The 24,355-nt window shown below is 53.4% G+C and carries 20 protein-coding genes and 2 rRNA genes; 7 read left to right on the forward strand and 15 right to left on the reverse strand.

From position 1 onward, the window contains the following. Positions 1 to 59: 59 nt before the first annotated feature. Positions 60 to 2,988, reverse strand: a 23S ribosomal RNA gene (locus MKY64_RS23135). Positions 2,989 to 3,272: 284 nt separating this feature from the next. Further along, positions 3,273 to 4,833: ribosomal RNA gene (locus MKY64_RS23140) — 16S ribosomal RNA — on the reverse strand. The 16S and 23S rRNA genes sit together here, the layout of an rRNA operon. Positions 4,834 to 5,231: 398 nt before the next feature. Between MKY64_RS23140 and MKY64_RS23145 the strand changes: the two genes are divergently transcribed. Beyond that, positions 5,232 to 5,357 carry a DUF4023 family protein gene (locus MKY64_RS23145; RefSeq protein WP_076081926.1) on the forward strand — a complete coding sequence of 42 codons (126 nt, stop codon included), beginning with the start codon at positions 5,232 to 5,234 and terminating at the stop codon, positions 5,355 to 5,357. Between the two features lie 100 nt (positions 5,358 to 5,457). On the opposite strand, the gene MKY64_RS23150 is transcribed toward MKY64_RS23145, so the two are convergent. After that, positions 5,458 to 6,174, reverse strand: coding sequence for a hypothetical protein (locus MKY64_RS23150; RefSeq protein WP_036730598.1), 717 nt, complete (start codon positions 6,172 to 6,174; stop codon positions 5,458 to 5,460). Between the two features lie 107 nt (positions 6,175 to 6,281). Continuing rightward, positions 6,282 to 6,839: a GNAT family N-acetyltransferase gene (locus MKY64_RS23155; RefSeq protein ID WP_209875231.1), complete on the reverse strand. Its 558-nt coding sequence runs from the start codon at positions 6,837 to 6,839 to the stop codon at positions 6,282 to 6,284. A 281-nt stretch (positions 6,840 to 7,120) separates the two neighbouring features. Here MKY64_RS23155 and MKY64_RS23160 point away from each other — a divergent pair, with 281 nt between their 5' ends. After that, positions 7,121 to 8,659 (forward strand): acyl-CoA synthetase, encoded by a 1,539-nt coding sequence (locus MKY64_RS23160; RefSeq protein ID WP_340958155.1) that lies wholly within the window; start codon positions 7,121 to 7,123, stop codon positions 8,657 to 8,659. Between the two features lie 137 nt (positions 8,660 to 8,796). Here the strand turns inward: MKY64_RS23160 and MKY64_RS23165 are convergent, their stop codons facing one another. Beyond that, the gene (locus MKY64_RS23165) at positions 8,797 to 9,369 is read right to left on the reverse strand and encodes a hypothetical protein (protein ID WP_340955989.1); all 573 of its coding nucleotides are present in this window, start codon (positions 9,367 to 9,369) and stop codon (positions 8,797 to 8,799) included. 101 nt (positions 9,370 to 9,470) lie between these two features. Then, the gene (locus MKY64_RS23170; protein WP_340955992.1) at positions 9,471 to 9,911 is read right to left on the reverse strand and encodes a HEAT repeat domain-containing protein; all 441 of its coding nucleotides are present in this window, start codon (positions 9,909 to 9,911) and stop codon (positions 9,471 to 9,473) included. Between the two features lie 202 nt (positions 9,912 to 10,113). Here MKY64_RS23170 and MKY64_RS23175 point away from each other — a divergent pair, with 202 nt between their 5' ends. Then, a complete protein-coding gene (locus MKY64_RS23175; protein ID WP_340955993.1) occupies positions 10,114 to 11,061 on the forward strand; it encodes an NADP-dependent oxidoreductase in 948 nt (315 codons plus the stop codon). Between the two features lie 164 nt (positions 11,062 to 11,225). Next, entirely contained in the window at positions 11,226 to 11,642 is a 417-nt protein-coding gene (locus MKY64_RS23180; protein WP_339253665.1) for a hypothetical protein, read from the forward strand. A gap of 33 nt (positions 11,643 to 11,675) precedes the next feature. Here the strand turns inward: MKY64_RS23180 and MKY64_RS23185 are convergent, their stop codons facing one another. Beyond that, positions 11,676 to 12,377: a DUF554 domain-containing protein gene (locus tag MKY64_RS23185; protein WP_340955994.1), complete on the reverse strand. Its 702-nt coding sequence runs from the start codon at positions 12,375 to 12,377 to the stop codon at positions 11,676 to 11,678. Between the two features lie 228 nt (positions 12,378 to 12,605). Here MKY64_RS23185 and MKY64_RS23190 point away from each other — a divergent pair, with 228 nt between their 5' ends. Further along, positions 12,606 to 13,802 (forward strand): nucleotidyltransferase domain-containing protein, encoded by a 1,197-nt coding sequence (locus tag MKY64_RS23190; RefSeq protein WP_340955996.1) that lies wholly within the window; start codon positions 12,606 to 12,608, stop codon positions 13,800 to 13,802. A gap of 541 nt (positions 13,803 to 14,343) precedes the next feature. On the opposite strand, the gene MKY64_RS23195 is transcribed toward MKY64_RS23190, so the two are convergent. The 6 genes from MKY64_RS23195 to MKY64_RS23220 form a co-directional block, all read right to left on the reverse strand. Next, on the reverse strand, positions 14,344 to 16,140 hold the full coding sequence (locus tag MKY64_RS23195; protein WP_340955997.1) for an ABC transporter ATP-binding protein: 1,797 nt from the start codon (positions 16,138 to 16,140) through the stop codon (positions 14,344 to 14,346). 13 nt (positions 16,141 to 16,153) lie between these two features. Then, positions 16,154 to 16,612 (reverse strand): lasso peptide biosynthesis B2 protein, encoded by a 459-nt coding sequence (locus MKY64_RS23200; RefSeq protein ID WP_340955999.1) that lies wholly within the window; start codon positions 16,610 to 16,612, stop codon positions 16,154 to 16,156. Further along, on the reverse strand, positions 16,609 to 16,914 hold the full coding sequence (locus MKY64_RS23205; RefSeq protein ID WP_340956000.1) for a lasso peptide biosynthesis PqqD family chaperone: 306 nt from the start codon (positions 16,912 to 16,914) through the stop codon (positions 16,609 to 16,611). Before MKY64_RS23205 ends, MKY64_RS23200 begins: the two co-directional genes overlap by 4 nt. Next, positions 16,911 to 17,849: a hypothetical protein gene (locus MKY64_RS23210; protein WP_036730629.1), complete on the reverse strand. Its 939-nt coding sequence runs from the start codon at positions 17,847 to 17,849 to the stop codon at positions 16,911 to 16,913. Before MKY64_RS23210 ends, MKY64_RS23205 begins: the two co-directional genes overlap by 4 nt. 138 nt (positions 17,850 to 17,987) lie before the next feature. Continuing rightward, positions 17,988 to 18,113, reverse strand: coding sequence for a paeninodin family lasso peptide (locus tag MKY64_RS23215; protein ID WP_036694602.1), 126 nt, complete (start codon positions 18,111 to 18,113; stop codon positions 17,988 to 17,990). A gap of 28 nt (positions 18,114 to 18,141) precedes the next feature. Continuing rightward, complete coding sequence (locus tag MKY64_RS23220) at positions 18,142 to 20,067, reverse strand: asparagine synthase-related protein (RefSeq protein WP_340956002.1); 1,926 nt, start codon at positions 20,065 to 20,067, stop codon at positions 18,142 to 18,144. Between the two features lie 270 nt (positions 20,068 to 20,337). Between MKY64_RS23220 and MKY64_RS23225 the strand changes: the two genes are divergently transcribed. Further along, complete coding sequence (locus tag MKY64_RS23225) at positions 20,338 to 20,922, forward strand: GNAT family N-acetyltransferase (protein WP_036730637.1); 585 nt, start codon at positions 20,338 to 20,340, stop codon at positions 20,920 to 20,922. A 59-nt stretch (positions 20,923 to 20,981) separates the two neighbouring features. After that, entirely contained in the window at positions 20,982 to 21,857 is an 876-nt protein-coding gene (locus MKY64_RS23230) for a GNAT family N-acetyltransferase (protein ID WP_340956004.1), read from the forward strand. Positions 21,858 to 22,222: 365 nt separating this feature from the next. Here the strand turns inward: MKY64_RS23230 and MKY64_RS23235 are convergent, their stop codons facing one another. Together MKY64_RS23235 and MKY64_RS23240 are read right to left on the reverse strand one after the other, a co-directional pair. Next, a complete protein-coding gene (locus MKY64_RS23235; RefSeq protein ID WP_036730739.1) occupies positions 22,223 to 22,879 on the reverse strand; it encodes a M48 family metallopeptidase in 657 nt (218 codons plus the stop codon). A gap of 33 nt (positions 22,880 to 22,912) precedes the next feature. Continuing rightward, positions 22,913 to 24,292, reverse strand: a complete 1,380-nt coding sequence (locus MKY64_RS23240; RefSeq protein ID WP_340956007.1) for a hypothetical protein — start codon at positions 24,290 to 24,292, stop codon at positions 22,913 to 22,915. Positions 24,293 to 24,355: the final 63 nt, after the last annotated feature.

Here is a 24,355-nt window from a genome sequence, read left to right on the forward strand (position 1 = left end):
CCCCGGAAAGTATTCGGAATCCGCTTCGTCAGCTTCATCTTCACTTTTTGGGGTAGTTCTTGGATAAGCCCTCGACCGATTAGTATTGGTCAGCTCCATGCATTGCTGCACTTCCACCTCCAACCTATCTACCTCGTCGTCTTCAAGGGGTCTTACTAATTGGGAAATCTCATCTTGAGGGGGGCTTCACGCTTAGATGCTTTCAGCGCTTATCCCGTCCGTACGTAGCTACTCAGCCATGCTCCTGGCGGAACAACTGATGCACCAGCGGTACGTCCATCCCGGTCCTCTCGTACTAAGGACAGCTCCTCTCAAATTTCCTGCGCCCACGACAGATAGGGACCGAACTGTCTCACGACGTTCTGAACCCAGCTCGCGTACCGCTTTAATGGGCGAACAGCCCAACCCTTGGGACCTACTTCAGCCCCAGGATGCGATGAGCCGACATCGAGGTGCCAAACCTCCCCGTCGATGTGGACTCTTGGGGGAGATAAGCCTGTTATCCCCAGGGTAGCTTTTATCCGTTGAGCGATGGCCCTTCCATGCGGTACCACCGGATCACTAAGTCCGACTTTCGTCCCTGCTCGACTTGTAGGTCTCGCAGTCAAGCTCCCTTATGCCTTTGCACTCTGCGAATGATTTCCAACCATTCTGAGGGAACCTTTGAACGCCTCCGTTACTCTTTAGGAGGCGACCGCCCCAGTCAAACTGCCCGCCTGACACGGTCCCCGTACCCGATGAGGGCACTAGGTTAGAACCTAGATACGATCAGGGTGGTATCCCAACGGCGCCTCCGCAGAAGCTTGCGCTCCTGCCTCCACGGCTCCCACCTATCCTGTACAGATCGTACCCAAATTCAATATCAAGCTGCAGTAAAGCTCCATGGGGTCTTTCCGTCTTGTCGCGGGTAACCTGCATCTTCACAGGTATTAAAATTTCACCGGATCTCTCGTTGAGACAGCGCCCAAGTCGTTACGCCATTCGTGCGGGTCAGAATTTACCTGACAAGGAATTTCGCTACCTTAGGACCGTTATAGTTACGGCCGCCGTTTACTGGGGCTTCGGTTCACAGCTTCGGGTTTAACCCCTAACCGCTCCCCTTAACCTTCCAGCACCGGGCAGGCGTCAGCCCGTATACTTCGCCTTGCGGCTTCGCACAGACCTGTGTTTTTGCTAAACAGTCGCTTGGGCCTTTTCACTGCGGCCCCCTCGGGCTATTCACCCTACCGAGGCACCCCTTCTCCCGAAGTTACGGGGTCATTTTGCCGAGTTCCTTAACGAGAGTTCTTCCGCGCGCCTTAGAATTCTCTTCTCGCCTACCTGTGTCGGTTTGCGGTACGGGCACCTTCTCCTGGCTAGAGGCTTTTCTTGGCAGTGTGAGATCATGACCTTCGCTACTATAATTTTCGCTCCCCATCACAGCCCAGCCTTAATGATGTGCGGATTTGCCTGCACACCAGCCTCACTGCTTAGACGGACATCCATCAGTCCGCGTCACTACCCTCCTGCGTCACCCCATCGCTCATAGCGGATTACGGTGGTACAGTAATTTCAAACTGTTGTCCTTCGACTACGCCTGTCGGCCTCGCCTTAGGTCCCGACTTACCCTGAGCGGACGAGCCTTCCTCAGGAAACCTTGGGCTTTCGGCGGATCAGATTCTCACTGATCTTTTCGTTACTCATACCGGCATTCTCACTTGTATGCTGTCCAGCGCTCCTTACGGTACACCTTCAACCCACATACAACGCTCCCCTACCCCAGATGCAAAGCATCTAGCCATAGCTTCGGTGGTGTGTTTAGCCCCGTTACATTTTCGGCGCAGAGTCACTCGACCAGTGAGCTATTACGCACTCTTTCAATGGTGGCTGCTTCTAAGCCAACATCCTGGTTGTCTGTGCAACTCCACATCCTTTCCCACTTAACACACACTTGGGGACCTTAGCTGATGGTCTGGGCTGTTTCCCTTTTGACAATGGATCTTAGCACTCACTGTCTGACTCCCGGCAAGAAGTAAATGGCATTCGGAGTTTGACTGAGCTTGGTAACCCTTGCGGGCCCCGCACCCAATCAGTGCTCTACCTCCACCACTCCATTCACCGAGGCTAGCCCTAAAGCTATTTCGGGGAGAACCAGCTATCTCCGAGTTCGATTGGAATTTCTCCGCTACCCCCACCTCATCCCCGCATTTTTCAACATGCGTGGGTTCGGGCCTCCAGTGCGTGTTACCGCACCTTCACCCTGGACAGGGGTAGATCACACGGTTTCGGGTCTACGTCCACATACTTAGTCGCCCTATTCAGACTCGCTTTCGCTGCGGCTCCGGCTTCTCACCTTAACCTTGCATGTTAAACGTAACTCGCCGGTTCATTCTACAAAAGGCACGCCATCACCCATAAAGAGGGCTCTGACTTTTTGTAAGCACACGGTTTCAGGTTCTATTTCACTCCCCTTCCGGGGTGCTTTTCACCTTTCCCTCACGGTACTGTTTCACTATCGGTCGCCAGGTAGTATTTAGCCTTAGCAGATGGTCCTGCTGGATTCATACGGGGTTTCACGTGCCCCGCACTACTCGGGATCCGTCTCGGAGAGAACACAGTTTAGGCTACAGGGCTTTTACCTCTATCGCGGGCCTTTCCAGACCTCTTCGCCTACCATATTCCTTTGTAACTCCATGTGAGACGTCCCACAACCCCAAGAGGCAAGCCTCTTGGTTTAGGCTGTTCCGCGTTCGCTCGCCGCTACTGACGGAATCACTATTGTTTTCTCTTCCTCAGGGTACTTAGATGTTTCAGTTCCCCTGGTCTGCCTCTACATTTCCTATGTATTCAGAAATGAGTAACTGCGAATTACCACAGCTGGGTTTCCCCATTCGGACACCCCCGGATCAAAGCTTGCTTACAGCTCCCCGAGGCAGTTTCGTTGTTCGCCACGTCCTTCGTCGGCTCCTGGCGCCTAGGCATCCTCCGTGTGCTCTTAGTAGCTTAACCAATGTGTTTTCCCTAAGGAAAATCACGGTAGCAACTAATAACTATTTCCACTTGCTTACACAAGTTTCAGCTAAAAGATGTTCTAAAACGCAAATTCGTTTCGGTATCCAGTTTTCAAGGATCAAGTTGCTGTAAGTTCTGTTCGAACACGACTGTGTCGATAGAAGTTACAGCCAGTAAAGATGAGAGTTTGAGCTCTCAAAACTGACCAACGAGTGAGTCACTAGCCGACCGGCTAGATTTAAGATTTGAATGTTTCCGTTGCAGGAAACGATTCTCCATAGAAAGGAGGTGATCCAGCCGCACCTTCCGATACGGCTACCTTGTTACGACTTCACCCCAATCATCTACCCCACCTTCGGCGGCTGGCTCCCTTGCGGGTTACCCCACCGACTTCGGGTGTTGTAAACTCTCGTGGTGTGACGGGCGGTGTGTACAAGACCCGGGAACGTATTCACCGCGGCATGCTGATCCGCGATTACTAGCAATTCCGACTTCATGCAGGCGAGTTGCAGCCTGCAATCCGAACTGAGACCGGCTTTGCTGGGATTGGCTCCACCTCGCGGCTTCGCTTCCCGTTGTACCGGCCATTGTAGTACGTGTGTAGCCCAGGTCATAAGGGGCATGATGATTTGACGTCATCCCCACCTTCCTCCGGTTTGTCACCGGCAGTCACTCTAGAGTGCCCAGCTTCACCTGCTGGCAACTAAAGTCAAGGGTTGCGCTCGTTGCGGGACTTAACCCAACATCTCACGACACGAGCTGACGACAACCATGCACCACCTGTCTCAACTTTCCCCGAAGGGCACCTGATGCATCTCTGCTTCGTTAGTTGGATGTCAAGACCTGGTAAGGTTCTTCGCGTTGCTTCGAATTAAACCACATACTCCACTGCTTGTGCGGGTCCCCGTCAATTCCTTTGAGTTTCAGTCTTGCGACCGTACTCCCCAGGCGGAGTGCTTACTGTGTTAACTTCGGCACCAAGGGTATCGAAACCCCTAACACCTAGCACTCATCGTTTACGGCGTGGACTACCAGGGTATCTAATCCTGTTTGCTCCCCACGCTTTCGCGCCTCAGCGTCAGTTACAGCCCAGAAAGTCGCCTTCGCCACTGGTGTTCCTCCACATATCTACGCATTTCACCGCTACACGTGGAATTCCACTTTCCTCTTCTGTACTCAAGTCACCCAGTTTCCAGTGCGACCTCAGGTTGAGCCCAAGGTTTAAACACCAGACTTAAATAACCGCCTGCGCGCGCTTTACGCCCAATAATTCCGGACAACGCTTGCCCCCTACGTATTACCGCGGCTGCTGGCACGTAGTTAGCCGGGGCTTTCTTCTCAGGTACCGTCACTCCGGCAGCAGTTACTCTACCGGACGTTCTTCCCTGGCAACAGAGCTTTACGATCCGAAAACCTTCATCACTCACGCGGCATTGCTCCGTCAGGCTTGCGCCCATTGCGGAAGATTCCCTACTGCTGCCTCCCGTAGGAGTCTGGGCCGTGTCTCAGTCCCAGTGTGGCCGTTCACCCTCTCAGGTCGGCTACGCATCGTCGCCTTGGTGGGCCGTTACCCCACCAACTAGCTAATGCGCCGCAGGCCCATCCCCAAGCAGCAGATTGCTCCGCCTTTCATTCTTCTCTCAGGAGAAAAAAGAAATTATCCGGTATTAGCTACCGTTTCCGGTAGTTATCCCAGGCTTGAGGGCAGGTTGCCTACGTGTTACTCACCCGTCCGCCGCTAAGTTTGAAAGGAAGCAAGCTTCCTTTCAAACTCCGCTCGACTTGCATGTATTAGGCATGCCGCCAGCGTTCGTCCTGAGCCAGGATCAAACTCTCCAAATTGGTATTTAGAAAGAGCGATTGCTCATTTTGAAACATCTGACGAGAATTTACATTCTCATTTTTGGATCTCACCGAAGTGATCTCCGATACTCACTCGTTGTTCAGTTTTCAAAGATCAAGCTCGTTGTTAGTGTCGATGTTGTCGTCACCAGCAACTCTTATAATATATCACGTTCATCTGAGCAATGCAAGCTCTTTTTTTCAACTTCTTGTTCGAGCCAGGCGTTGATGTTTCGCGGCCAGAAATAGAATATATCACGTATAGAGATTCATTGCAAGCATTTTTTCAACCATAAGTTTAGAATGATATGCACCGCAAATGGACAGAATAACCGAATATCTAAACGTATGCTTGGAAGCCTCAAGCCTACGTCATCTAACCTTCTAGGGGGATTGTTATGGACACTCATGAATTCGTGGAGAAATTCCAGGAGAATCAGCGTAAAGCGCTAAAGAACAGAAAACGCGGTAAAGGAACTCCTGGAGCAAGACTGGCCAATAAACAGCATAGCTCTAACAAATAACAGTGACAAGCATTTCAAAACAAAGCAGGGATGTCTGCGCGGCCAGTTACGGCTCTGCGGACATCCCTTTTGCATTCTATTCTTATAGAAGCAGAATTAATTATTTGCTTAGTTTCGTTACGCCTACAGCCACTTTCTCGATTTGTGCTTTGCTAAGAGCTTTGTCAGCGGAGCTGATGGTTACAAAACGGTCTGCGAGCTTGAAGGTCAGCATCGGCGTATCCGAAGGAGTGTACCATTTCGCTTCTGTTCCATTGGAGAGCTTCACTGTAGTGCTGTCATAACCATCGGAATAGTCACGCGGCGAGACATTTACACGCATTTTATTGAACAGGAAGCTTACGCCGTCATCGCCGCCCGCAACCTTCTGGAAGGCATCTCCGCTGACCATCTGTGTCGGAGCATAGGCTGTCTCAAAACCTTGGAAGTTCGCAAACGCCTTAGCAATCTGCTCCTTCTGCGCTGCACTGTACTGTACGGCCGTCAGCTTCACAGATGAACCATTATCAGGCGCTGTGGCTCCTGTTCCAGTCCCAAGGATAACTTCATTCGTGGAGGCATTGAATGTCACCGGCACCTTCAGTGCATCTGCCATCGCCCGGACCGGAAGATACGTTGTATCCTTATAAGTGATTGGCGCCATCGTTTTGCCGTTGTTATCGACTGGGGTATAGGCCGCTCCGTTCACTTTGAACCCGATTCCGTGATTAAGATAAGCGCTGATTTTCTGCATGTTCGTTCCTGCGTAGACCCCTGCTGAACCTGTAACGGCCATTCCGAATACCATCGTTGCTATGATCATTTTTTTGCTTTTCATTGAATATCGTCTCCCTTAGTTGTGATGTTGTTGTGTGTGTTCCTTGCTATAGACTTATTAAACCATTAACTTGTTTCTAACTTGTATCCGGATTGTAAAGAAGTAATTCAAATGCTCACCCCATACACCTCTGTGTACAAAACATCTCTGAAATGGAGGAACTCCTTCATCGTTACCGGCTCCGGGTAGGTCATAATGCGCAGCGGAAGATCGGCTTGCCCCGTACGCAGCGGCGGCTGCATATAGTCATAGGGATTCAGGTAAAAGCCCAGCCGCTCATAGAATCCGATTCTTCTCTGCTCCAGCTCCCCGTCCGGCGGCTCTACCTCAAGCAGCACCGGCTTGTCCGAACGCATAAGGTAGCTGCTCATCAGCTTGCGGCCGATCCCTCCGCTCCGGCGCTGGGGATTCACGGCAATATGCTCGATGAACCGCAGTTCGGGTAATTCCCATGCCGCCAAAAAAGCCAGTATCTGCCCCTCCGTATCCTTGCTGGTATACAGATGATAATTCGGCTGATCCAGCAAAGCCTGCTGCCCGCTGCGGGTTCTAAGCTCACTTACCGGAAAAGAGGCTTCCATGATAGCGAATATTTCATTGAATTCTGCTTCACTAATACTTCCTTCATTAATAAATGTCTCATCGATCACTGTGTTCTCGTCCATTGCAATGGCCTGCTTTCTGCCGCTTCGCTGCGCGAAGGGCTCTAATGTATGGTTCCCTTATCCGGTTAAAAATACCTTCAGGGATTCTGTATGAATCAAGATGCTTCAAAATAAAGACTGTCACAGAACATTCTCCGCTTCCCTATGAGCCGATTAGCATCTGGTACTAGGAGAACGTGCTATACTGTAGTCAACAGATACATCATCACACTTATATAGGAGAGGTTCATTTGGATAATCAACGTTGGATCGCACCTGAATTCTACAATCTCACTTCGGAAATGGAGCAGCATCCTGAAGATAAGCTTGCAATTAAATGGTTACATGAAAATGGGAGCCTGGAGCAAATCACCTATGGTGCGCTCATGGCTCAGGCTAACCGTCTCGCCGGCGGACTGGCCGGTCTTGGACTTACGCAAGGCGACCGGGTCCTGGTCATGGTCCCCCGCCGCATCATCGCCTATGCGATATATCTGGCCTGCCTGAAGCTGGGACTGGCTGTTATTCCTTCGTCTGAAATGCTGCGGGCGAAGGATCTCTCGTACCGGCTGCGCCATTCCGAAGCGCGGGCTGTTATTGTCTGGTCTGAGGTTACCGGAGAAGTGAACAAAATCTCCGACGATCTGCCCGCACTGGACTACCGCCTGTCCGTCTCCAGCGGTGAAGCTGAGCCTGAAGAAGGCTGGATCGACCTGGAAGGTCTAATGGAAGGACAAGCTGATTCTTACCCTACGGTTGCCAGCCGCCGCGATGATATCGCCATTCTGGCCTATACCTCCGGAACCACCGGCAATCCCAAAGCAGTAGTTCACACGCACGGCTGGGGATATGCCCATCTGCGGATCACTTCCTCCCTCTGGTTCGATATCCGTGAATCAGATACGGTCTGGGCTACAGCCGCACCGGGCTGGCAGAAGTGGATCTGGAGTCCGTTCCTGACGGTACTCGGCAACGGGGCAACTGGCTTCGTCTATAACGGAGCCTTCCATCCGGAGCGCTACCTGCAGCTGCTGCAAGACGAGAAGATTCAGGTATTATGCTGCACTCCGACTGAATACCGCCTGATGGCGAAGACTGAGGGCCTGGCAGAATACGATCTGTCCAATCTGCGCTGCGCCGTATCCGCCGGTGAACCGCTGAATCAGGAAGTCATTCATACATTCCAGCAACACTTCAATATTACAATCCGTGACGGCTATGGACAAACAGAGAGCACACTCATCATCGCAGCGCTGAAGGATGAACCGATTCGGGTCGGCTCCATGGGCAAATCGATTGCTCCGGGCATTGTCGAGGTGATCGACGAGAACGGACATCCGCTGCCGGCCGGAGTGGTCGGTGATATCGCCGTACATCTGAGCATGCCTGCATTGTTCCAGAACTACTATAAAGATCCCGAGCGCAAAGCGAACTGCTCACATGGAGAGTATTTCGTAACCGGCGACCGGGCGCGCAAGGATGAGGACGGCTATTTCTGGTTCGAGGGGCGCGGCGATGACATCATCATCAGCTCGGGCTACACGATCGGGCCGTTCGAGGTCGAAGAGGCGCTGATGAAGCATACCCTCGTTAAGGAATGTGCTGTGGTCGCAAGCCCGGATGAGATCCGTGGGTCGGTCGTCAAGGCTTTTATCGTACTCAAGGACGGCCACGCCGGAACACCGGAGCTGACCAAAGAGCTGCAAGCCCATGTCAAGGAGCAGACCGCTCCCTACAAGTATCCGCGCAAAATCGAATACATTACGGATCTGCCGAAGACCACTTCCGGGAAGATCCGCAGAATCGAGCTGCGTGAGCAGGAGAAGAAGGCTAACCAGTAGCAGAAGCTCTTCAGTCAAGGGAGTACTGCAAGCAGGTAGCTCTCCCCACCAGCTTAGAACCTTAAAATCCCCGTTCCTACAGTGATGCAGGACGGGGATTTTTGTGTTTTTGGACGCCTAAGCGTGCAGTGCGCACCTTACTCGGACCAATATTCCGCCTCCGGGTTGAGCGCTGTGCCTACTTCGCCTTCTTTTACCAGATCGCAGTCCAGGTAGCCTTCCTCATCCAGAAAGTAGACCTCCTGCTTATAGAATTCGCACAGCGTCTCCAGGAACTTCTCCGGCGAATCGTACATTACCACCAAATCGCCGTAGTCGTGCAGCAGATCGCAAATCCGCTCCACCCCTTCTTCAGAGCGGTAATAGCAGATATAATCACTTCCATAGTTGGTCAGCAACGGCAACACGGTTCCACCGCCGGTATATCCCTTCTCCTGCAGAATCCCTGACAGTATCTTCACTTCATGGCCGTATTCCCCGATATGAATCAGCCGGTAGCCCGGAATGAACTCCAGCAGACTGGGATCTTCCTCGGCGCCGCCTGTTCCAAGAACTGTATCATAGACCGCCCGCAGAAGCGCAGGAACTTCGGGTGTAAACTCTAATATCGCCTCACTGCCCCCTGCCGGAGCCTTCCCCAGACTGGCGGTGTACCCGGGACGCAGCTGCGTGGACAGCTTAAGGAATTCCTGAAATGTAACCGTAAGCATGTAATCATCCTTTCTCACAAAAATATAGCGGAGCGATAAGGAACGCCCCTATCTCTCCGCTTGGTGCTGTCATGCTAATTAACTATGTTATTTGAGACTGGTTACTTGGCAGCCGAAGCCCACATCTTCTCCAGCCACTGATCGAAATCCGCGCCCTTCTCGCCTTCATAGGCATCGTAGATATCAACCCGCATCTTCTTCAGCTTTTCTTTGAACTCTTCGTAAGAATGGTCCTTGGGCAGGCTCTTCTTAATGCGCAGAATAATCTTGGATACCCCTTTGAACAGTTCAGCTTTGTTCTTCGATGGAACCTTGACCTCTTCGCCAAAAGCCACCAGCTTGTTATATGCAGCTTCTTGCACGGTATATACAGGATCGCTGATCATCAGGCGATTAAGGATATCGATAATTTGTTTGTGCTTGTAGCGGCCCAGCTCTTCTACCGCTTCAAGACGCGCTCTCCAGTCTGCGGAACGGCCGGCGGCTCTCTTCAGTTCGTCATAGTTCTCTGGCAGCTCTTGGATTACTTCTTCATTATTCAAGCGTTACAATCCCCTTCTTGGTTAAATCTGATATATAGAACGTTACCTAGTGCAATTCTACCGTACTGCGCTGCTTGATTTCAATCTTTTGTCCAAACATTCATGGAAAAAGACTTGGAACCACGGATTTTGACTAACGGAAGCCGTATGCGTATAGTATGTACCAAATCATCCGCCATTAGATAAAGGAGGCCCACTATAGATGAAGGCCATTGCTATACATATGCCCGGAGCACACGGGGATCTAACGGAGATAGAGCTTCCCCTGCCTGTTCCGGGTGAGCATGAGGTGCTGATTGAGATGTATGCGACCTCGGTTCATCCGGCAGATTGCAGAATACTGGATGAAACACGGATTGCCGGCGGGGAACGCCCTGCTGTCTGTCCATTCATTCCAGGCGTTGTTGTAGCCGGAATCATTGCGGACACCGGCGCAGCGGTGAGCCGCTTCAAGCCTGGCGACGAGGTATTTGGTCTGAAGCCTGCTGCCGAGAGCGGAGGTTACGCGGAATACACGTGTGCCAAGGAGGATCAGCTTGCACTTAAGCCCCCGGGGTTATCCTTCGCAGCAGCCGGGGTGTTACCTGCTGCCGGGCTTGCCGCCTGGCAGGCGCTGGCTGCCGCCAAGGTCTCCAGCCGGGACCGTATGCTGGTGCAGGACGGTACAGGCGAAACCGGCAGCTTCGCGGTACAGCTGGCCAAGCTCCGGGGCGCTACGGTGATTACTACCGTCAGCGGCGGTGATGAGCTGGATGTTGCCTGGGGCCTCGGGGCCGATCAGGCGATTAACAGCGGCGGGCAGGATTTTGCCGCGATTCTGGGACAGAGCATCGATGTGGTGATTGATACCGCAGGAGGCAGTGTGCTAAACAGAAGCTTCGCAGTACTGGCTCCAGGCGGAAGGCTGATCTCCACTGCTGAACAGCCTGATCCGGCCTTGGCAGCACAGCAGGGAGTTACAACAGCTTATCTGTCTCCCGCTGCCGATCCCTACCAGCTGAGCGAGCTGGCCCGGCTGACGGCAGGGCGGAGGCTGGAGCCGCTGATCGGCGGTGCTTTTCCACTTAGTGAAGAAGGGCTGCGCACTGCCCATGCGCTCAGTGCAAGCGGGAAGGCGCGGGGTGTTATTGCTATTGTAATCAAAGAATAGAGGGATAAAAGAGGAACATCCGGAGCATTAGCTGTAGCCGTGCGAGCGCACCTGACTATACTGTGCGCAACCTCATTTCCGTCGGCCACAGCATATGATAATTTCCTCATAGAAGCTGTACAACGAATAATCTCGAATCAGGTAAGGGGCTGATTGACATTACAATGATCATTGTATTCACAGTACTGTTGCTTGCTGCAATCATAGTAAGTGTCAGGATCTTGCGAATCCGCCGCCAGTTGCAGGACCAGACGATTATTGTCTCGGACCGTCTTGCCAACTTCTATGGCCGCTCTACACTGGGTCAGGGACAAATCCGGGGTAATGGCTGGCTTGTTCTGTTGAAGGACGATCTGATATGGGAAATGTATCTGCCCGCCAGAAGCCTGATCCTCCCGCTGAAATCTATCCTAAGTGTTGATACAGCCACTGCACATCTCGGCAAAACCGGGAAGGCCGGTCAGCCACTGTTAAGAATTACATACACAGACGGAGAACAGGAGGAATGCGCCGCTTGGAAAGTAGATCAAACTCAGCAGTGGGTTAGTTCGATCAACGAGAGACGCAAGCAGGTTCATTGAAGCTCAAGCAGAAAAGATCCTCCCTCAATTCACTTAAAAGTTATGTACCAGCACGACCAGCAGCACAGCCACCAGGATACCGGGCAGCAGGTTAGCTACCTTGATCTTGGCGATCCCGAGCAGGTTCAGCCCAATTCCGATAATCATCACCCCGCCTGTAGCGGTCATCTCTGCAATACAGTCGCTCAGCAGCACATCAGGCACAAACCGGGTAATCTGCGTAGCCAGCAAAGCGATGGCCCCTTGATACAGAACTACAGGAATGGCCGAGAACATCACTCCGATGCCCAGCGTAGAAGTCAGAATCATGGCAATGAATCCGTCCATAATGGATTTAGCGTAGAGAATCTCATGATTGCCTTTGATGCCGCTGTCCAGTGCGCCTAGAATAGCCATGGCCCCTACAACGAACACCAGACTTGCCGTGACAAAACCCAGCGAGATACTCCCCTGTCCGCCGGCACCTACTCTGCGCTCCAGCCAATCGCCCGCACGGGTGAATTTGTCTTCAATGTTGATCCACTCCCCGGCCACAGCGCCGATCACCAGACTTAGGATGACAATGAGGAAATTCCCGCTTTTCAGGCCCATCTGCACCCCAAGCAGCATAAGCGCCAGTCCAATCGCTTGCATCACGGTGTTCTTCATACTCTCCGGTATCCGCTCCAGCAGCTTGCCCAGCAGCGTTCCGGCAATTATTGCTATTCCATTCACGATTGCTCCGAGCAGTACCATTCCTCAGCAACTCTCCCGTCGATTCTTTTCTCTCTTAATCTGCATTATAAGGGCAGCCGTCCCCGTGGAGTCAAGATGATTCTCTACTGGCAGGAATGATAAGTTCCGTGACGCACCTGGCGAAAAATTGACAAATTTCGGTTATCGATGGTACGCTCACTAATATCGTTCTTTTAATAGAACAAATCCGGTGCGGATCTGTTCACAACTCAGATAAGGAGCGTCCCTATGACTGACCGGAAGATTCTTGATCAGGCAAGCTTAACCAAGGAAGTACACCTTATTCTTGCACTACTGAATTCCGGAAGTCCAGATGAGACGGCGCGGAAGCATCCGCAGTTGTTCACAGAGGTGAACTGGGACTTATTCGTGGAGCTGAACCGTCAGCACAGGGTGTATCCCTACCTCTATTCCAGGCTGAGCAAGATGGAGGAGCAGGCGGTCCCTTCTGACGTTCTGGAGCAGCTGAAATGGCAATACCGCAGGAATACGGTACAGATGCTCCAGCTTAGCGGCGAAATGAGCAATATCGCAGGTCAGCTGGCCGAGCTGAATATCCGCTGTCTGTTCCTCAAAGGGCCGGTGCTTGGGCAGGAGCTGTACGGAGACCTGTCGCAGCGCACCTCCCGGGATCTCGACTTCCTGGTGCCGATGGAACAGCTGGAGGATGCCGAAACCTTGCTGATCCGGCTGGGCTATGAGAAGGAAGACAAGTTCGAGAGCCTGCTTGGCGACTGGAAATGGCGGGAGCATCATTCGACGTTCGTGCATCCTGTCAGTAATGTCAACCTTGAGCTGCACTGGCGGTTAGGACCGGGGCCCGCCAAAGAGCCTGCGTTCGACGAGCTCTGGCGTCATTCGCGGACCAGCAGCACCTTCGGCCAGAATGTCCGCTATCTGGGGCCGGAGGATCTGTTCATGTTCCTGGCTGTACACGGTGCCAGACATGCCTGGTCCCGGCTGAGATGGCTGCAGGATATCAAGATGCTGCTAATGGGACAGCAGCCGCCCGATTCCGCTAAGCTAGTCCGCTTACTACAACACTATGATCACAACGCCATAGGAGGACAGACGCTGATTCTGGCCAGAGAGCTGCTGGAGACGCCGGTTGACCCGGCGCTGTCCCCGCTGATGGACAACCCCAAGGCCCGCAGGCTGGCACAGGACATTCTGTTCTATCTCCCGCGCATCGTGAATTTGAATACCCCTCCGCTCGAGCCGGAGGTGGAGCAGCATTTCAACCGGTACCTTCCAAGCATTCTATCCACCCGAAGCCGGATGCTCCGCTCCGCCAGCTTCCTCTATCCCTATGCAGCGGATGCCAAGACCTTGCCGCTGCCGAAGCCGCTGCATTTCTTGTATTTCCCGCTGCGGCCTTTGCTGTGGAGCTGGCGGAAGGTGACAGGTGCGGAGAAGGAGATGTAGGCAGGGACAGCCATACCAAAAAGGCAAGTGCTGCGTTAGATTAGCAGCACTTGCCTTTTTACGGTTTCGGAGCCGGGTGGCGGTCAGCCAATGTAATCGGTTTTTCGATTACATTCGGGCTACAACCTCTGCGCCCATCCAATGTAATCGGTTTTTCGATTACATTCGGGCCACAACCTCTGTGCTCGCCCAATGGAATCGGTTTTTCGATTACATTCGGGCTACAACCTCTGCGCCCATCCAATGTAATCGGTTTTTCGATTACATTCGGGCCACAACCTCTGCGCTCGCCCAATGGAATCGGTTTTTCGATTACATTCGGGCCACAACCTCTGCGCTCGCCCAATGGAATCGGTTTTTCGATTACATTCGGGTCACAACCTCTGCGCTCGCCCAATGGAATCGGTTTTTCGATTACATTCGGGCCACAACCTCTGCGCTCGCCCAATGTAATCGGTTTTTCGATTACATTTGGACCACACTCCCACTCAGCACCGAATGTGTTCGGTTTTTCGCCTACATTCGCGTTTAAGGTATACCCTTACCCTGCTTCCTCCTGCCCCTTCAATAGCCGGCTGAACATGCCGCCCTTCTCCGAAGCCAGTCCGCTGTAGATCCCCTGCTGGATGACCCGGCCCTGGTCGATGACCAGAATCTGATCGGCTCCACGGATCGTGGACAGGCGGTGGGCGATGACGATGACGGTCACGGAAGCCTTGATCCGCTCCAGCGCCTCTTGAATCCGCTGCTCGTTCTCGGTGTCGAGCGCGCTGGTCGCCTCATCGAGTACCAGTATCGAGGGCTTGCGGATAATGGCGCGCGCCAGCACCAGGCGCTGCCGCTCCCCGCCTGACAGACGGACGCCCCGGTCGCCGAGCAGTGTATCCAGTCCGTCCGGCAGCTTGCGGACAAAGTCCGCCGAGGAGGCGAATTCCAGCGCCTCCCACAGCTCCGCTTCCTCCGCATCCGGCTTGATCATCATTAGATTATCGCGGATGGTCGCGTTATACAGGAACGGGTCCTGTGCCACATATCCGATGGACCTCCGGTAGGACAGCAGCCGCTCCCCTCTGACCGGCTGACCATCCGCCAGAATCTCCCCGTTCTCCGGCTGCATCAGTCCCATGAGCAGATCGACGAGCGTGCTTTTGCCGGCACCTGAACGTCCGACAATCGCCGTCATCTGCCGGGCGGGAATCCGCACATTGACATTCTGGAGCGAATATTGCGGCTCATCCGCATGATAACGGAAATCGACATTCCGGGCCTCAAGGCCTTGCTCCAGCGTCATAGGCAGCACCCGTCCTCCGGCTTGATCCGCTTCATGCTCGACAGCGGCCAGACATTCTTCCTGCAGCGATTGCAGTTGTTTGAAGGATGGCACTACTGAGGCAAGCTGCTCCAGCAGCGACTGCAGCGTCGAGAAGGTCGGCCACAACCGGGTGAAGACGAGAATGACCAGCAGCAGATTCGGCCCTTCCACTTGCATGAACCGGAAGGATACGAAGATAAATACGGCAATCAGCAGCGTGGAAGACAGCTTATACAGGAGCTGGGAGTTAGAGCGCAGGCGCGTGTAGTCAAGCTGCTCCTGCTTCACCTCGCCGGTGAAGGCATGCAGCCATTCGAGGCGGGACTGCTCCAGATTATTGCTTTTGATATCCTTGATTCCGTTCAACTGATCGGTAATGCCACCTAGATACGTCTTGCCCAGCTCTGTGCTGCGGCTACCCAGCCTCTTTGCCTTACGGATGAACCGCCGGGAGAAGATGGACAGCAGCGCCGCGCAGACGAGAACCGCGAGTGTCATCTTGGGGGACAGCCAGAAGGCAAAGGCAATCTGCACCAGGGTGAACAACAGCGACGTGAGAAACTGCAGGAAGCCGCTGATACCCGCCAGGACTCTGGCCAGCTCGGTGGTCATCATGTTGATCAGATCAGAGGTGCGTTTTCTCAGAAAAAAAGACCACTGCGCCCGCAGCAATGCGCTATAGACCTCAACCCGCAGCTGCCTGCCATAGGTCTGCTGAATCTCGACATTGCGGATCGCCACGAATCTTGCGATCAGATTCTGGCAGAGCACAATTAGAACATAACTGCCCAGCACCAGCAGCAGCGCTGTGGACTGCGGCAGCTCACTGATGAATCCGAGCATGGGAAGATGATAGCCAGCCGCCGCGCCGCCCAGCTGAATGCCGGCCATGCCGAGCATGGGAACCAGCAGCAGAATGGCAGAGCTCTCCAGCAGACCGCTGATCACCATGCCAAACAGATTAAGATACAGCTTCATGCCCGACAACCGCTGAAGCTGCCGGACGTAGTAGATTATGGCTTGCATGGACCCACCTCGATTACTCGGCTTGTAACACCTTCGCGAACTTCTCCACCACCACGAAGCCCTGCATAGCATCATCCCCGGAGACATAATGGGATCCGCTGCGCAGCCAGGCGTGGGCAATCATTTGTCCCTGCTTATCGCGGGCGACCCCCATGTAGAGGGTGCTCTCAATGCCCCGCTTCTCCAGCATCTTCAGGGCGGCTACCGCCCGGACCATACAGGTGCTTTTCCAGGGAGTATAGCGGCTCATCACCCGGATCGCCTTGGTAATCTGCTGGATGCGGCGAATATCGGAAGCTTTGGATACTGCGGGAGTCTCCAGGGATTTCACCCCAAGCTGCGGGGCCGTCCTGGCAAAGGGGAACAACAGCTGGATTCGGACCAGCAGCAGCCGCCATAATGTCTCGGGAAGCAGCGCAAGCAACGCCTTGTCATGCACCAGCAGAAGACGGAGCCGCCGGAGGGTCATCATGGTCCGCTAACGATGGAGACCAGATCCTCATTCAGCAGATTCTGTACAAAATCAATGACATCCTGCTGCGCCAGCTCTGCGGGCACCTCGAAGATCTCCTGCATCTTACCGGCAATCTGCCGAATCGATACCGGTGAAGCCAGTGCTTCCCAGATCTCACCGCCAACTTCGCCGAGGTTGTAGTATTTGCCGTTCTTCACATTCAGCATGACCTTCTCGCCGTCCATATCACTTGCGATATTGCCTTCCCGTTGAACCAGTACCGAATCCGGCGACAGCACTTCTGTAGTATTCATATTCATAGGTTCATCTCCTTCACCTTGGGCATAATCGTCTCCATAATCTTTTCCGTCTGCTGCGGTGCACTGAAGCCCTGCTCAGGGCGGGTTAGCCGGTACATCGGCAGCCGGTTTACGAACGAGGCCAGCAGCCCGAAGTGCCATTCTCTGACACCCATTGGGTCGACCAGCGCTTTTTGATAAGTATGATTGTATAAGGTGTGGAGCCGGTCCAAGCCGCTTATCGCCTCTACGGCCACCGGCCCGTCCTGCACCACAGACAGTTCAAATATGCCGGCCAGCGGCAGCGGCTCACTCTGGAACCGGTCATGCACCGGTACGGCGAACTTGGTCTCGCGCTGAAACAGCGGACGGTACGCAGACGAATTCATTCCCAAATAGTCCAGGCTCTGCTGCCACAGCTTCTGCTGCGGATAACCTGGAACAGCCAATGGATGTCCATTATGCACCAACACGGGAATAACGTCGTCACTGACCAGGAGATGCCCCTGATCCATCAGATAGGAGGCAAGCGTGGATTTACCCGCACCTGAACGCCCCACCAGCGCATAGGCCTTATTGTCCAGCACAAGCGAGCTGCCGTGCAGGGCCAGTATCCCTTTTTGCATCAATACTACACCCATACAGCTGCCCAGAATGAACAAGCGGATGCTATCCGGATCTGCGCCTGCAGCCGGAGAGACTGTAATCGTACTGCCGTTCTGTATGGAAAAAATAGCGGTGCCCTTCACCATGAACATCACTTCATGCGCCGCGATGCCCAGATTCGGCGTAATCTTCGGTATCGCTTCCCATCGCTCCGCCAGACGGCCTTCAACTACCGACAGGCTCCCTATCCTTCCAGGGTGATCTGTACGGGGAAGTTCTGGTAGCGCGAACTCACTGAGGATTTGCAGGCCAAAAGCCTTATAACCGAGGCATTGCACTGTGCCAGCCATACTGCTCACTCCATCTCAGTCAATTTCACCCGTTGTCTTGCGGATGACAAGTGGAAACATTACTTCGGATAAAGGGATAGCCCTGATCCCCCTCCAGCAAGCTAAGAGGGATTAGGGCTGAGCGGTAATGCAGGAAGACTAGGAGTGACTAACGATTTCATCTGGATCGGCTTGGAACGCATCGGCAATGGATACCCCCGGGCCAGCCATAGTCATTTTCACATCCAACACTTCCAATGCAGGCTTGCTGTATTCCTTTTTCATCTTGTCACCCCCTTTCAAGAAACGTCCTTCAGGAGAGCCGCTTCAAAAAGCGGTAAAACACCAGTCCTCTTGTAAGAAGGCGGAAATCCGTGTTAAAGATTAATAATGGTTCGGGCTCACTACCCAGCCGGTCCAAGCATCCGGCGAGCCCGGGACGATTCAGATAAGACGAAGTACGGGGGTCTTGCAGCATCTCCCTCAGCTCCTGCTGGAACCTCTGCCACTCGGGCAGCATACGTGTAATGCCGTCCGCCCCCTGGATACCGCGCCGGGTCTGGTTAAGCCTGACCTTATCCGGCAGCCGCCCTTCCATCGCCCGGCGGATGAGCGAGCGGTCCATTCCGTTCTGGACATATTGCTCCTCAGGCACCGACATACAGAAGTTGATGACACGCAGGTCATTCGTCGCATCCCGGTCCCATACCCTGTACTTCAGCGACAGCTTGGTAGCCGCCGTTCCGTTCACATTCCAGACATGCGGCTGGCGGAAATGCTCTCTGCGGATATCGTACACGGTCTGGGAAGCAGGCGACTGGTCCAGCTCCTTCAGCCGCTCCTGCACCCCGGTCCGCCGGGCAAATTCAGGATGGATCAGCTCCGGCGCAGCCTCCTGCTTCCCGGCCATCAGCTGGCCCAGAGCGGGAAATACCTTGCGTCCCGCTATTTTCAGCATTCTTTTGCGGCTTACTCCCATCGAATGGCTGTACAGCTTATTCTCCCGGTAAAAGCGGAACCAGCGGAATTCACGCAGCAGCTTCGCCTGGTAATCCAGCGCCGGCCCCCAGGAGATACTCCAGTTGCCCCGTTGTCCGCTAAGCAGCACTCCGGCATTCTTCATTCCGGCTTGTTCATATATGCCCCTCAGCCAGTAAGAATTCTCTATGAATTTGTAGGGCATCTCCATAATATCGAGCCATTCGTCGATTTCGCCATAAGAGCTTCGGTCAGGAAAATTGTAAAAGCTAGGCTCAATGTTCCCGACATAGTCGATGGTCTCCTGAATATATGGACGCTCATCGGTCACCCGCTGGCCCAGCTTGAACCCTGTAAAGTGATCCAAAGGATACGAGCTGAAGGTGTGGAGCGGCTTACCCGTGCGGCGAAGCTCCTGTGCCGCAAAGCTCACCACCGCCCCTGAGTCCAGTCCGCCGCTTAAGTTCGCACCAGCTTCAAGGTGGGTACGCAGCCGGTCCCGGACTGCACGCCCGAACAATTCACGGAACGCTTCCTCATACTCGCCATTGCTGCGCAGCCGGAGTGGAGACGGAGTCTGGAAGGTGTAATACCTGGAGAATGTAATCCCCTTCGGGCTTACTGTCATTGAATGCGCCGGGGGCAGCTGCTCCACACCCTGATAGACCGTGGAGAACATATCCGCGACATCCATCCGGCCCTGGCCCGCCAGATATTCCGAGATCCAGCCTTCATGCAGCGCGTGCTCCCCATCCATTAGCGTAAGCAATGGATGAATCACGGTGCAGAAGGAGAACTGTCTGCCTGAGCGGTGGAAGTACAGCGTCCGGCTCCCCGAGAAATCCCTTGCTCCAAACAGCGTCTGCCTGCCGGCATCCCAGATCATGAAGGCAAAATCTCCGACCAGATGCACCGGAGCCTGATCCCCCCATTTCTCATAGGCCAGAAGAATCAGCAGGCTGTCCGGCATCGACTCCTGATCCTCCCGGACAACCTGAAGTTGTCCAAAGAGCTCGCTGCGGTTATCGATGATCGCATCCGCTACGATCGCCAGCTTCCGCTGCACATCATAATAGGGAAGCACCTCGCCCCGGGACTGCGGGGTAATCCACTGTGCGTGGCACCCGAGGAACAGCCCCTCCGTATTCCAACCCCGGGCATCATCCGCCGGATAACGCTGCAGCTCCTGCATCAGGCGCAGGCCAAGTTCCGGGTCCAGCGGCCCATGCTGCATAGAATAGATCCCGGCGATTGCACTCATGGGTTACCTCCAGCTGTCTATAATTTCGCTACCATTTCAGTACTAGGTTCATTACAACAGGTTCTTAATAGTGAACACTTCTTATTACCTAAGATAACGTTCTTGCCATTAAATGTGAATAGTACCATAGAGTACTTTTAGGTATCCTTTAGCGTATTGACTTTAGTTAAAATCTATGGTATCGAAACCCTGAAATATGACCTATGGTATATAATGGCTTATACTAAAAGTAACTGATTCACCAAATACTCTCTATAGGAGCTAGATTTTATGAACAATTATTCAATAGACCCCATCCTGATTCCCGTACCGGAGAGCTTCGAAAGCAGCCGCCTGCAAATCCGTGCAGCACGCTGGGGGGACGGCCCTGCTGTAAACGAAGCCGTTCGGCAAAGTGCCGCTGAATTAAGCCCTTGGATGCCCTGGGCCCAGCGTATCCCTTCTGTAGATGAATCGGAGGTGTCCATCCGGAAATCACGGCTGCAGTTCCTGGAACGCAGCGATATCCGGCTGCTGCTCTTCCATAAGAAGACAGGGCAGCTTATCGGGAGCAGCGGCCTGCACCGGATCGACTGGCAGGTGCGTAAATTTGAAATCGGATATTGGGTACACACCTCGTTCGCCGGTCAAGGTTACATCACGGAAGCGGTGAATGCCATTGCAGATTTCGCCATACAGGAGCTACAAGCTAACCGGCTGGAGATCCGCTGCGATTCCCGCAATACGCAGAGCGCACGCGTAGCCGAACGTACAGGCTTTACGTTGGAAGGTATTCTGCGCAATGACAAGACCGATGTACAGGGGAGCTTGAGAGACACAATGGTCTACTCAAAGGTTCGCGGGGTTGAATATTAAGAGGGATTTAGTATAGTTGGGGTTAAACTTTTACCAATACACCGAAGGAGAAACTACCTATGAATACTCTTCAATTTGTCTACAATTATAAAGATCATGAGCCGCTGCGGAACAGCTTTTTCGAGCTGGCAAAAGACACGTTCGAGCTGGAGCTGGAACGCTGGTATGAGGAGGGCTTCTGGACGGATAAGTATGTTCCTTATTCTTACGCGGAGGGAAACCGGATTGTGGCGAATGTCTCGGTCAATCTAATAGAGCTAACTATTAACGGGGTGAAATCCCCTGCTGTGCAGATCGGGACGGTGATGACTCATCCTGACTATAGAGGACGCGGCCTGTCTGCACGGTTGATGGACAAGGTGCTGGAGGAGTATGGGCAAGCGTGTGATTTCATGTATCTTTTTGCCAATGAGTCAGTCTTGGAGTTCTATCCTAAGTTCGGCTTCTACCCGGTGGAAGAGCAGATCTTCTCCATAGCCTGCCCCGGGGGCACTGCCGGATCTGCGGCAATCCGCAAGCTGGATCTAGCCGACCCGCGTGATCTGAGCCTGGTCTCTTCTCTCGGAGCGCAGCGAGTACCAGTATCTGAGCGTTTTGGCATCAGCGGCGTCCATGGCCTGCTAATGTTCTACTGCCTGAACGTGTTCAGCGATCAGCTCTACTACCTGGAGGACGAGAATCTCATTGCCATCTGCCAGCAGGAGAATGGGCAGCTTGAGCTCTTCGATCTGATCAGCGCACAGCCCGTCTCCTGCCGCGACATCGCCCTGAAGCTTGCGGACAGCGATACGGAGACGATCGTCTTTCACTTCACCCCGGATGAACCCGGCCTGGAGCTGTCAGGCAGCAGACATTCAGAGGGCCTATTCGTCCGGACTCAGGGCGGACAGCAATATCCTGCGAACGTCAAGCATCCGGCTACTTCCATCGCCTAGTGAAGCATCAGATTGCAATATGTGAGAGCAGCTTAACTAAGTCGCTTGTTGAAGGTTTGCCATGCCCCGATGAAGGTACAAGTGGTATGCTTAATTGCAATCCGTACAACTAAATCGTCTGATGTGCCGCCTTATCTCCGTTTAGCTGTATTTCGTACAACTAAAATGCCCTCTGCACCGGGTTCTCACCCATTCAGGCGGATTTAGTTGTACAGACTACAGTTAAGAGAGGAATTCTTTCTTTTCCACTGTTTTTAAGTGTACAGAATACAACTATCACCGAATGTTCGCTTCGGCGAAAGAACGATAGTCCATACATTACCGCATCTATGGAATAAATTCATTTCTTTTATAGGTCACATAGGTCACAGCGTCATGAACTGCCCCTGCCGGGCCAGGTACGCTTCCTTCTCCTTATAGTCCGGCATGATACTGCCCAGGCGCCGCCAGAAGGAACGGTCATGATTCATATGCAGCAGATGACACAGCTCATGAATGATGACATAGTCAATCACTTCAGGCGGCGCCATGGCCAGGCGGTAATTGAACGTCAGCTTGCCGTCAAAGCTGCAGCTCCCCCACTTGGTCCGCGACTCCACAATCTCCATACTCTTCGGCTTCACTCTGAGCTGCGTCTGGTAGGGCTTGATGCGCTCTGCGATGATTTTCTTCAGACTGGCCGTATAGAACTTCTTCAGCGCAAGCTTCAGCTCCTCCGCATCCGCCTGCCGGTCCCCAATCAGCTCATGCAGCGCATATTCCTTCCCCAAGTACAAGAAGGCTTCTTCGTCGCCCTCATAAGCCTTAACCCTCGGCACCTGCCGGGCTGCCGCATTGCTGCGCAGCTTCTCCAGAATCTTCGGGCCTAGACTTGCTACCGCACCGAGGATCGCCTCTTCACTCGTTCCCTTGGGCGCCTTAACGGTAATGAGGTCCGAGCCGTCCACCGTTACGGATAGCTTCTTGCGCTTGGCATACTGGACATGTAACGTCACCATCTGATCTTCTAGTTGAATCTGCATAGCCACCATCGTTTCTGTAATTTCTAATACACACTAATATACCGGATAACCGGATACAAACACTGCCAGATACAGCAGACCCCCCGAAATAAATAGCGTAGTGAGCAGGATATCCTTCCACTTCTTATCCTCCGTCAACAACACAGCCGCGAACGCCAGCGGAAACGCAACAGCGAAATAACGCGGAGCGGACAGCAGCCAAGTCGGGGCCACCACATAGACGAAATAGGCGATCATGTACGCCATGTAGGCGGGATTAAGCTTCTTCGTACTGCGCAGCATCATGAAGAGAACCAGGAAGATCGCACACAAATTCGGCAGCCACAGCCCTAAGAACGACCGGTAATCGGCATCCTTGAAGGTATTCACCGCATATTCCATCTGATATCTCGCAGTATCGAAAAAGAAGTAGAACCGCTGCGACCAGTGCTCCCGCTGATAAATACTGAACTGGAACGCGTTGCCCGTCACATTGTAATTGATGTAGAGATAAGCCAGCAGACCGAACGAGACGCTCACCAGGGAGAGAACAGCCAAGATCAGCTTATTCGTAAAAGCCTTCCGGTCCATTGACCTGTAGCCAGCGGCCAGCTCCCGGGCAAATTCCACGGTAATCGGCACGGCCAGCAGAATCCCCGGGGAACGGGTGAATCCGGCCAGCGCTGCACAGAGGCAGCTCAGCAGCCATCGCTTTTTGCGCACAAAATACAGTGCCATCAGGGAGAGCAGCAGGAACAGCGCCTCTGTCATGGGAAGGAAGAAAAAGAAGGCCGACGGGAAGATGAAGATGTACTTCACTACCCGCAGGGCATTCCTGCGCCCCATATCCAGCCGGGCCAGTTCATAAGCGAACAACGCCGCTGCAAGCGTGCAGAGATTGGCTACGGCAAATCCTGCAGCCATATAATTGCCTGTGAAGAACTGCGCCAGCTTGATCATAACGGGAAAGAACGGCAGAAATACAATATGAAATCTGGGATCTCCTTCCGTCACATACCACCGTTCGGCAATGCCCAGGTAAGACATCGCATCAATTCCGCGGATATGCCAGATCTCAATGAAGCGGGAGAACAGGCTGCCGGAGCCTCCCTCCCGAAGCACCCAGAATACATAAGCCGCAAGGATTAGCAGCACCCGGCTAGCGATCACCCACAGCACAATCTTCCACCAGATCCGCTGCCGTTCCTCCGGGGAGTCATCCGTATTCACCGTCCGCAGTGCGCCGGGGTTCATGATGTACCCGGTTATAGCGGGAATAGCCCGCAGGCCCGTCCAGATAAACAGGGCCAGACAGAGCAGGGAAGCCAAGGTCCCCGCCAGGGTCCAGGTATGTACCGACACTGCCCATACCCAGACAGCTATTATCATAACAAGGATAAAGAGTGCTGAAATTGCTGTATTGACCTTTTTCACCATAGCCTCCGGTTCCGCAAGCTTTGCGGTATTGATTAGTCTTTTTCTCATTTTCTTATAGAA

Origin of the sequence: Paenibacillus sp. FSL R7-0210 (genome assembly GCF_038009085.1) — a bacterium.
Lineage (GTDB): Bacteria > Bacillota > Bacilli > Paenibacillales > Paenibacillaceae > Paenibacillus_AQ > Paenibacillus_AQ silagei.

Coding starts and splice junctions, on each gene's coding strand:
- MKY64_RS23145 (WP_076081926.1), top strand. CDS start 5,232: ATGGACACTCATGAATTCGTGGAGAAATTCCAGGAGAATCAGCGTAAA.
- MKY64_RS23150 (WP_036730598.1), bottom strand. CDS start 6,174: ATGAAAAGCAAAAAAATGATCATAGCAACGATGGTATTCGGAATGGCC.
- MKY64_RS23155 (WP_209875231.1), bottom strand. CDS start 6,839: ATGGACGAGAACACAGTGATCGATGAGACATTTATTAATGAAGGAAGT.
- MKY64_RS23160 (WP_340958155.1), top strand. CDS start 7,121: ATGGAGCAGCATCCTGAAGATAAGCTTGCAATTAAATGGTTACATGAA.
- MKY64_RS23165 (WP_340955989.1), bottom strand. CDS start 9,369: ATGCTTACGGTTACATTTCAGGAATTCCTTAAGCTGTCCACGCAGCTG.
- MKY64_RS23175 (WP_340955993.1), top strand. CDS start 10,114: ATGAAGGCCATTGCTATACATATGCCCGGAGCACACGGGGATCTAACG.
- MKY64_RS23180 (WP_339253665.1), top strand. CDS start 11,226: ATGATCATTGTATTCACAGTACTGTTGCTTGCTGCAATCATAGTAAGT.
- MKY64_RS23185 (WP_340955994.1), bottom strand. CDS start 12,377: ATGGTACTGCTCGGAGCAATCGTGAATGGAATAGCAATAATTGCCGGA.
- MKY64_RS23190 (WP_340955996.1), top strand. CDS start 12,606: ATGACTGACCGGAAGATTCTTGATCAGGCAAGCTTAACCAAGGAAGTA.
- MKY64_RS23195 (WP_340955997.1), bottom strand. CDS start 16,140: ATGCAAGCCATAATCTACTACGTCCGGCAGCTTCAGCGGTTGTCGGGC.
- MKY64_RS23200 (WP_340955999.1), bottom strand. CDS start 16,612: ATGATGACCCTCCGGCGGCTCCGTCTTCTGCTGGTGCATGACAAGGCG.
- MKY64_RS23205 (WP_340956000.1), bottom strand. CDS start 16,914: ATGAATATGAATACTACAGAAGTGCTGTCGCCGGATTCGGTACTGGTT.
- MKY64_RS23210 (WP_036730629.1), bottom strand. CDS start 17,849: ATGGCTGGCACAGTGCAATGCCTCGGTTATAAGGCTTTTGGCCTGCAA.
- MKY64_RS23215 (WP_036694602.1), bottom strand. CDS start 18,113: ATGAAAAAGGAATACAGCAAGCCTGCATTGGAAGTGTTGGATGTGAAA.
- MKY64_RS23220 (WP_340956002.1), bottom strand. CDS start 20,067: ATGAGTGCAATCGCCGGGATCTATTCTATGCAGCATGGGCCGCTGGAC.
- MKY64_RS23225 (WP_036730637.1), top strand. CDS start 20,338: ATGAACAATTATTCAATAGACCCCATCCTGATTCCCGTACCGGAGAGC.
- MKY64_RS23230 (WP_340956004.1), top strand. CDS start 20,982: ATGAATACTCTTCAATTTGTCTACAATTATAAAGATCATGAGCCGCTG.
- MKY64_RS23235 (WP_036730739.1), bottom strand. CDS start 22,879: ATGCAGATTCAACTAGAAGATCAGATGGTGACGTTACATGTCCAGTAT.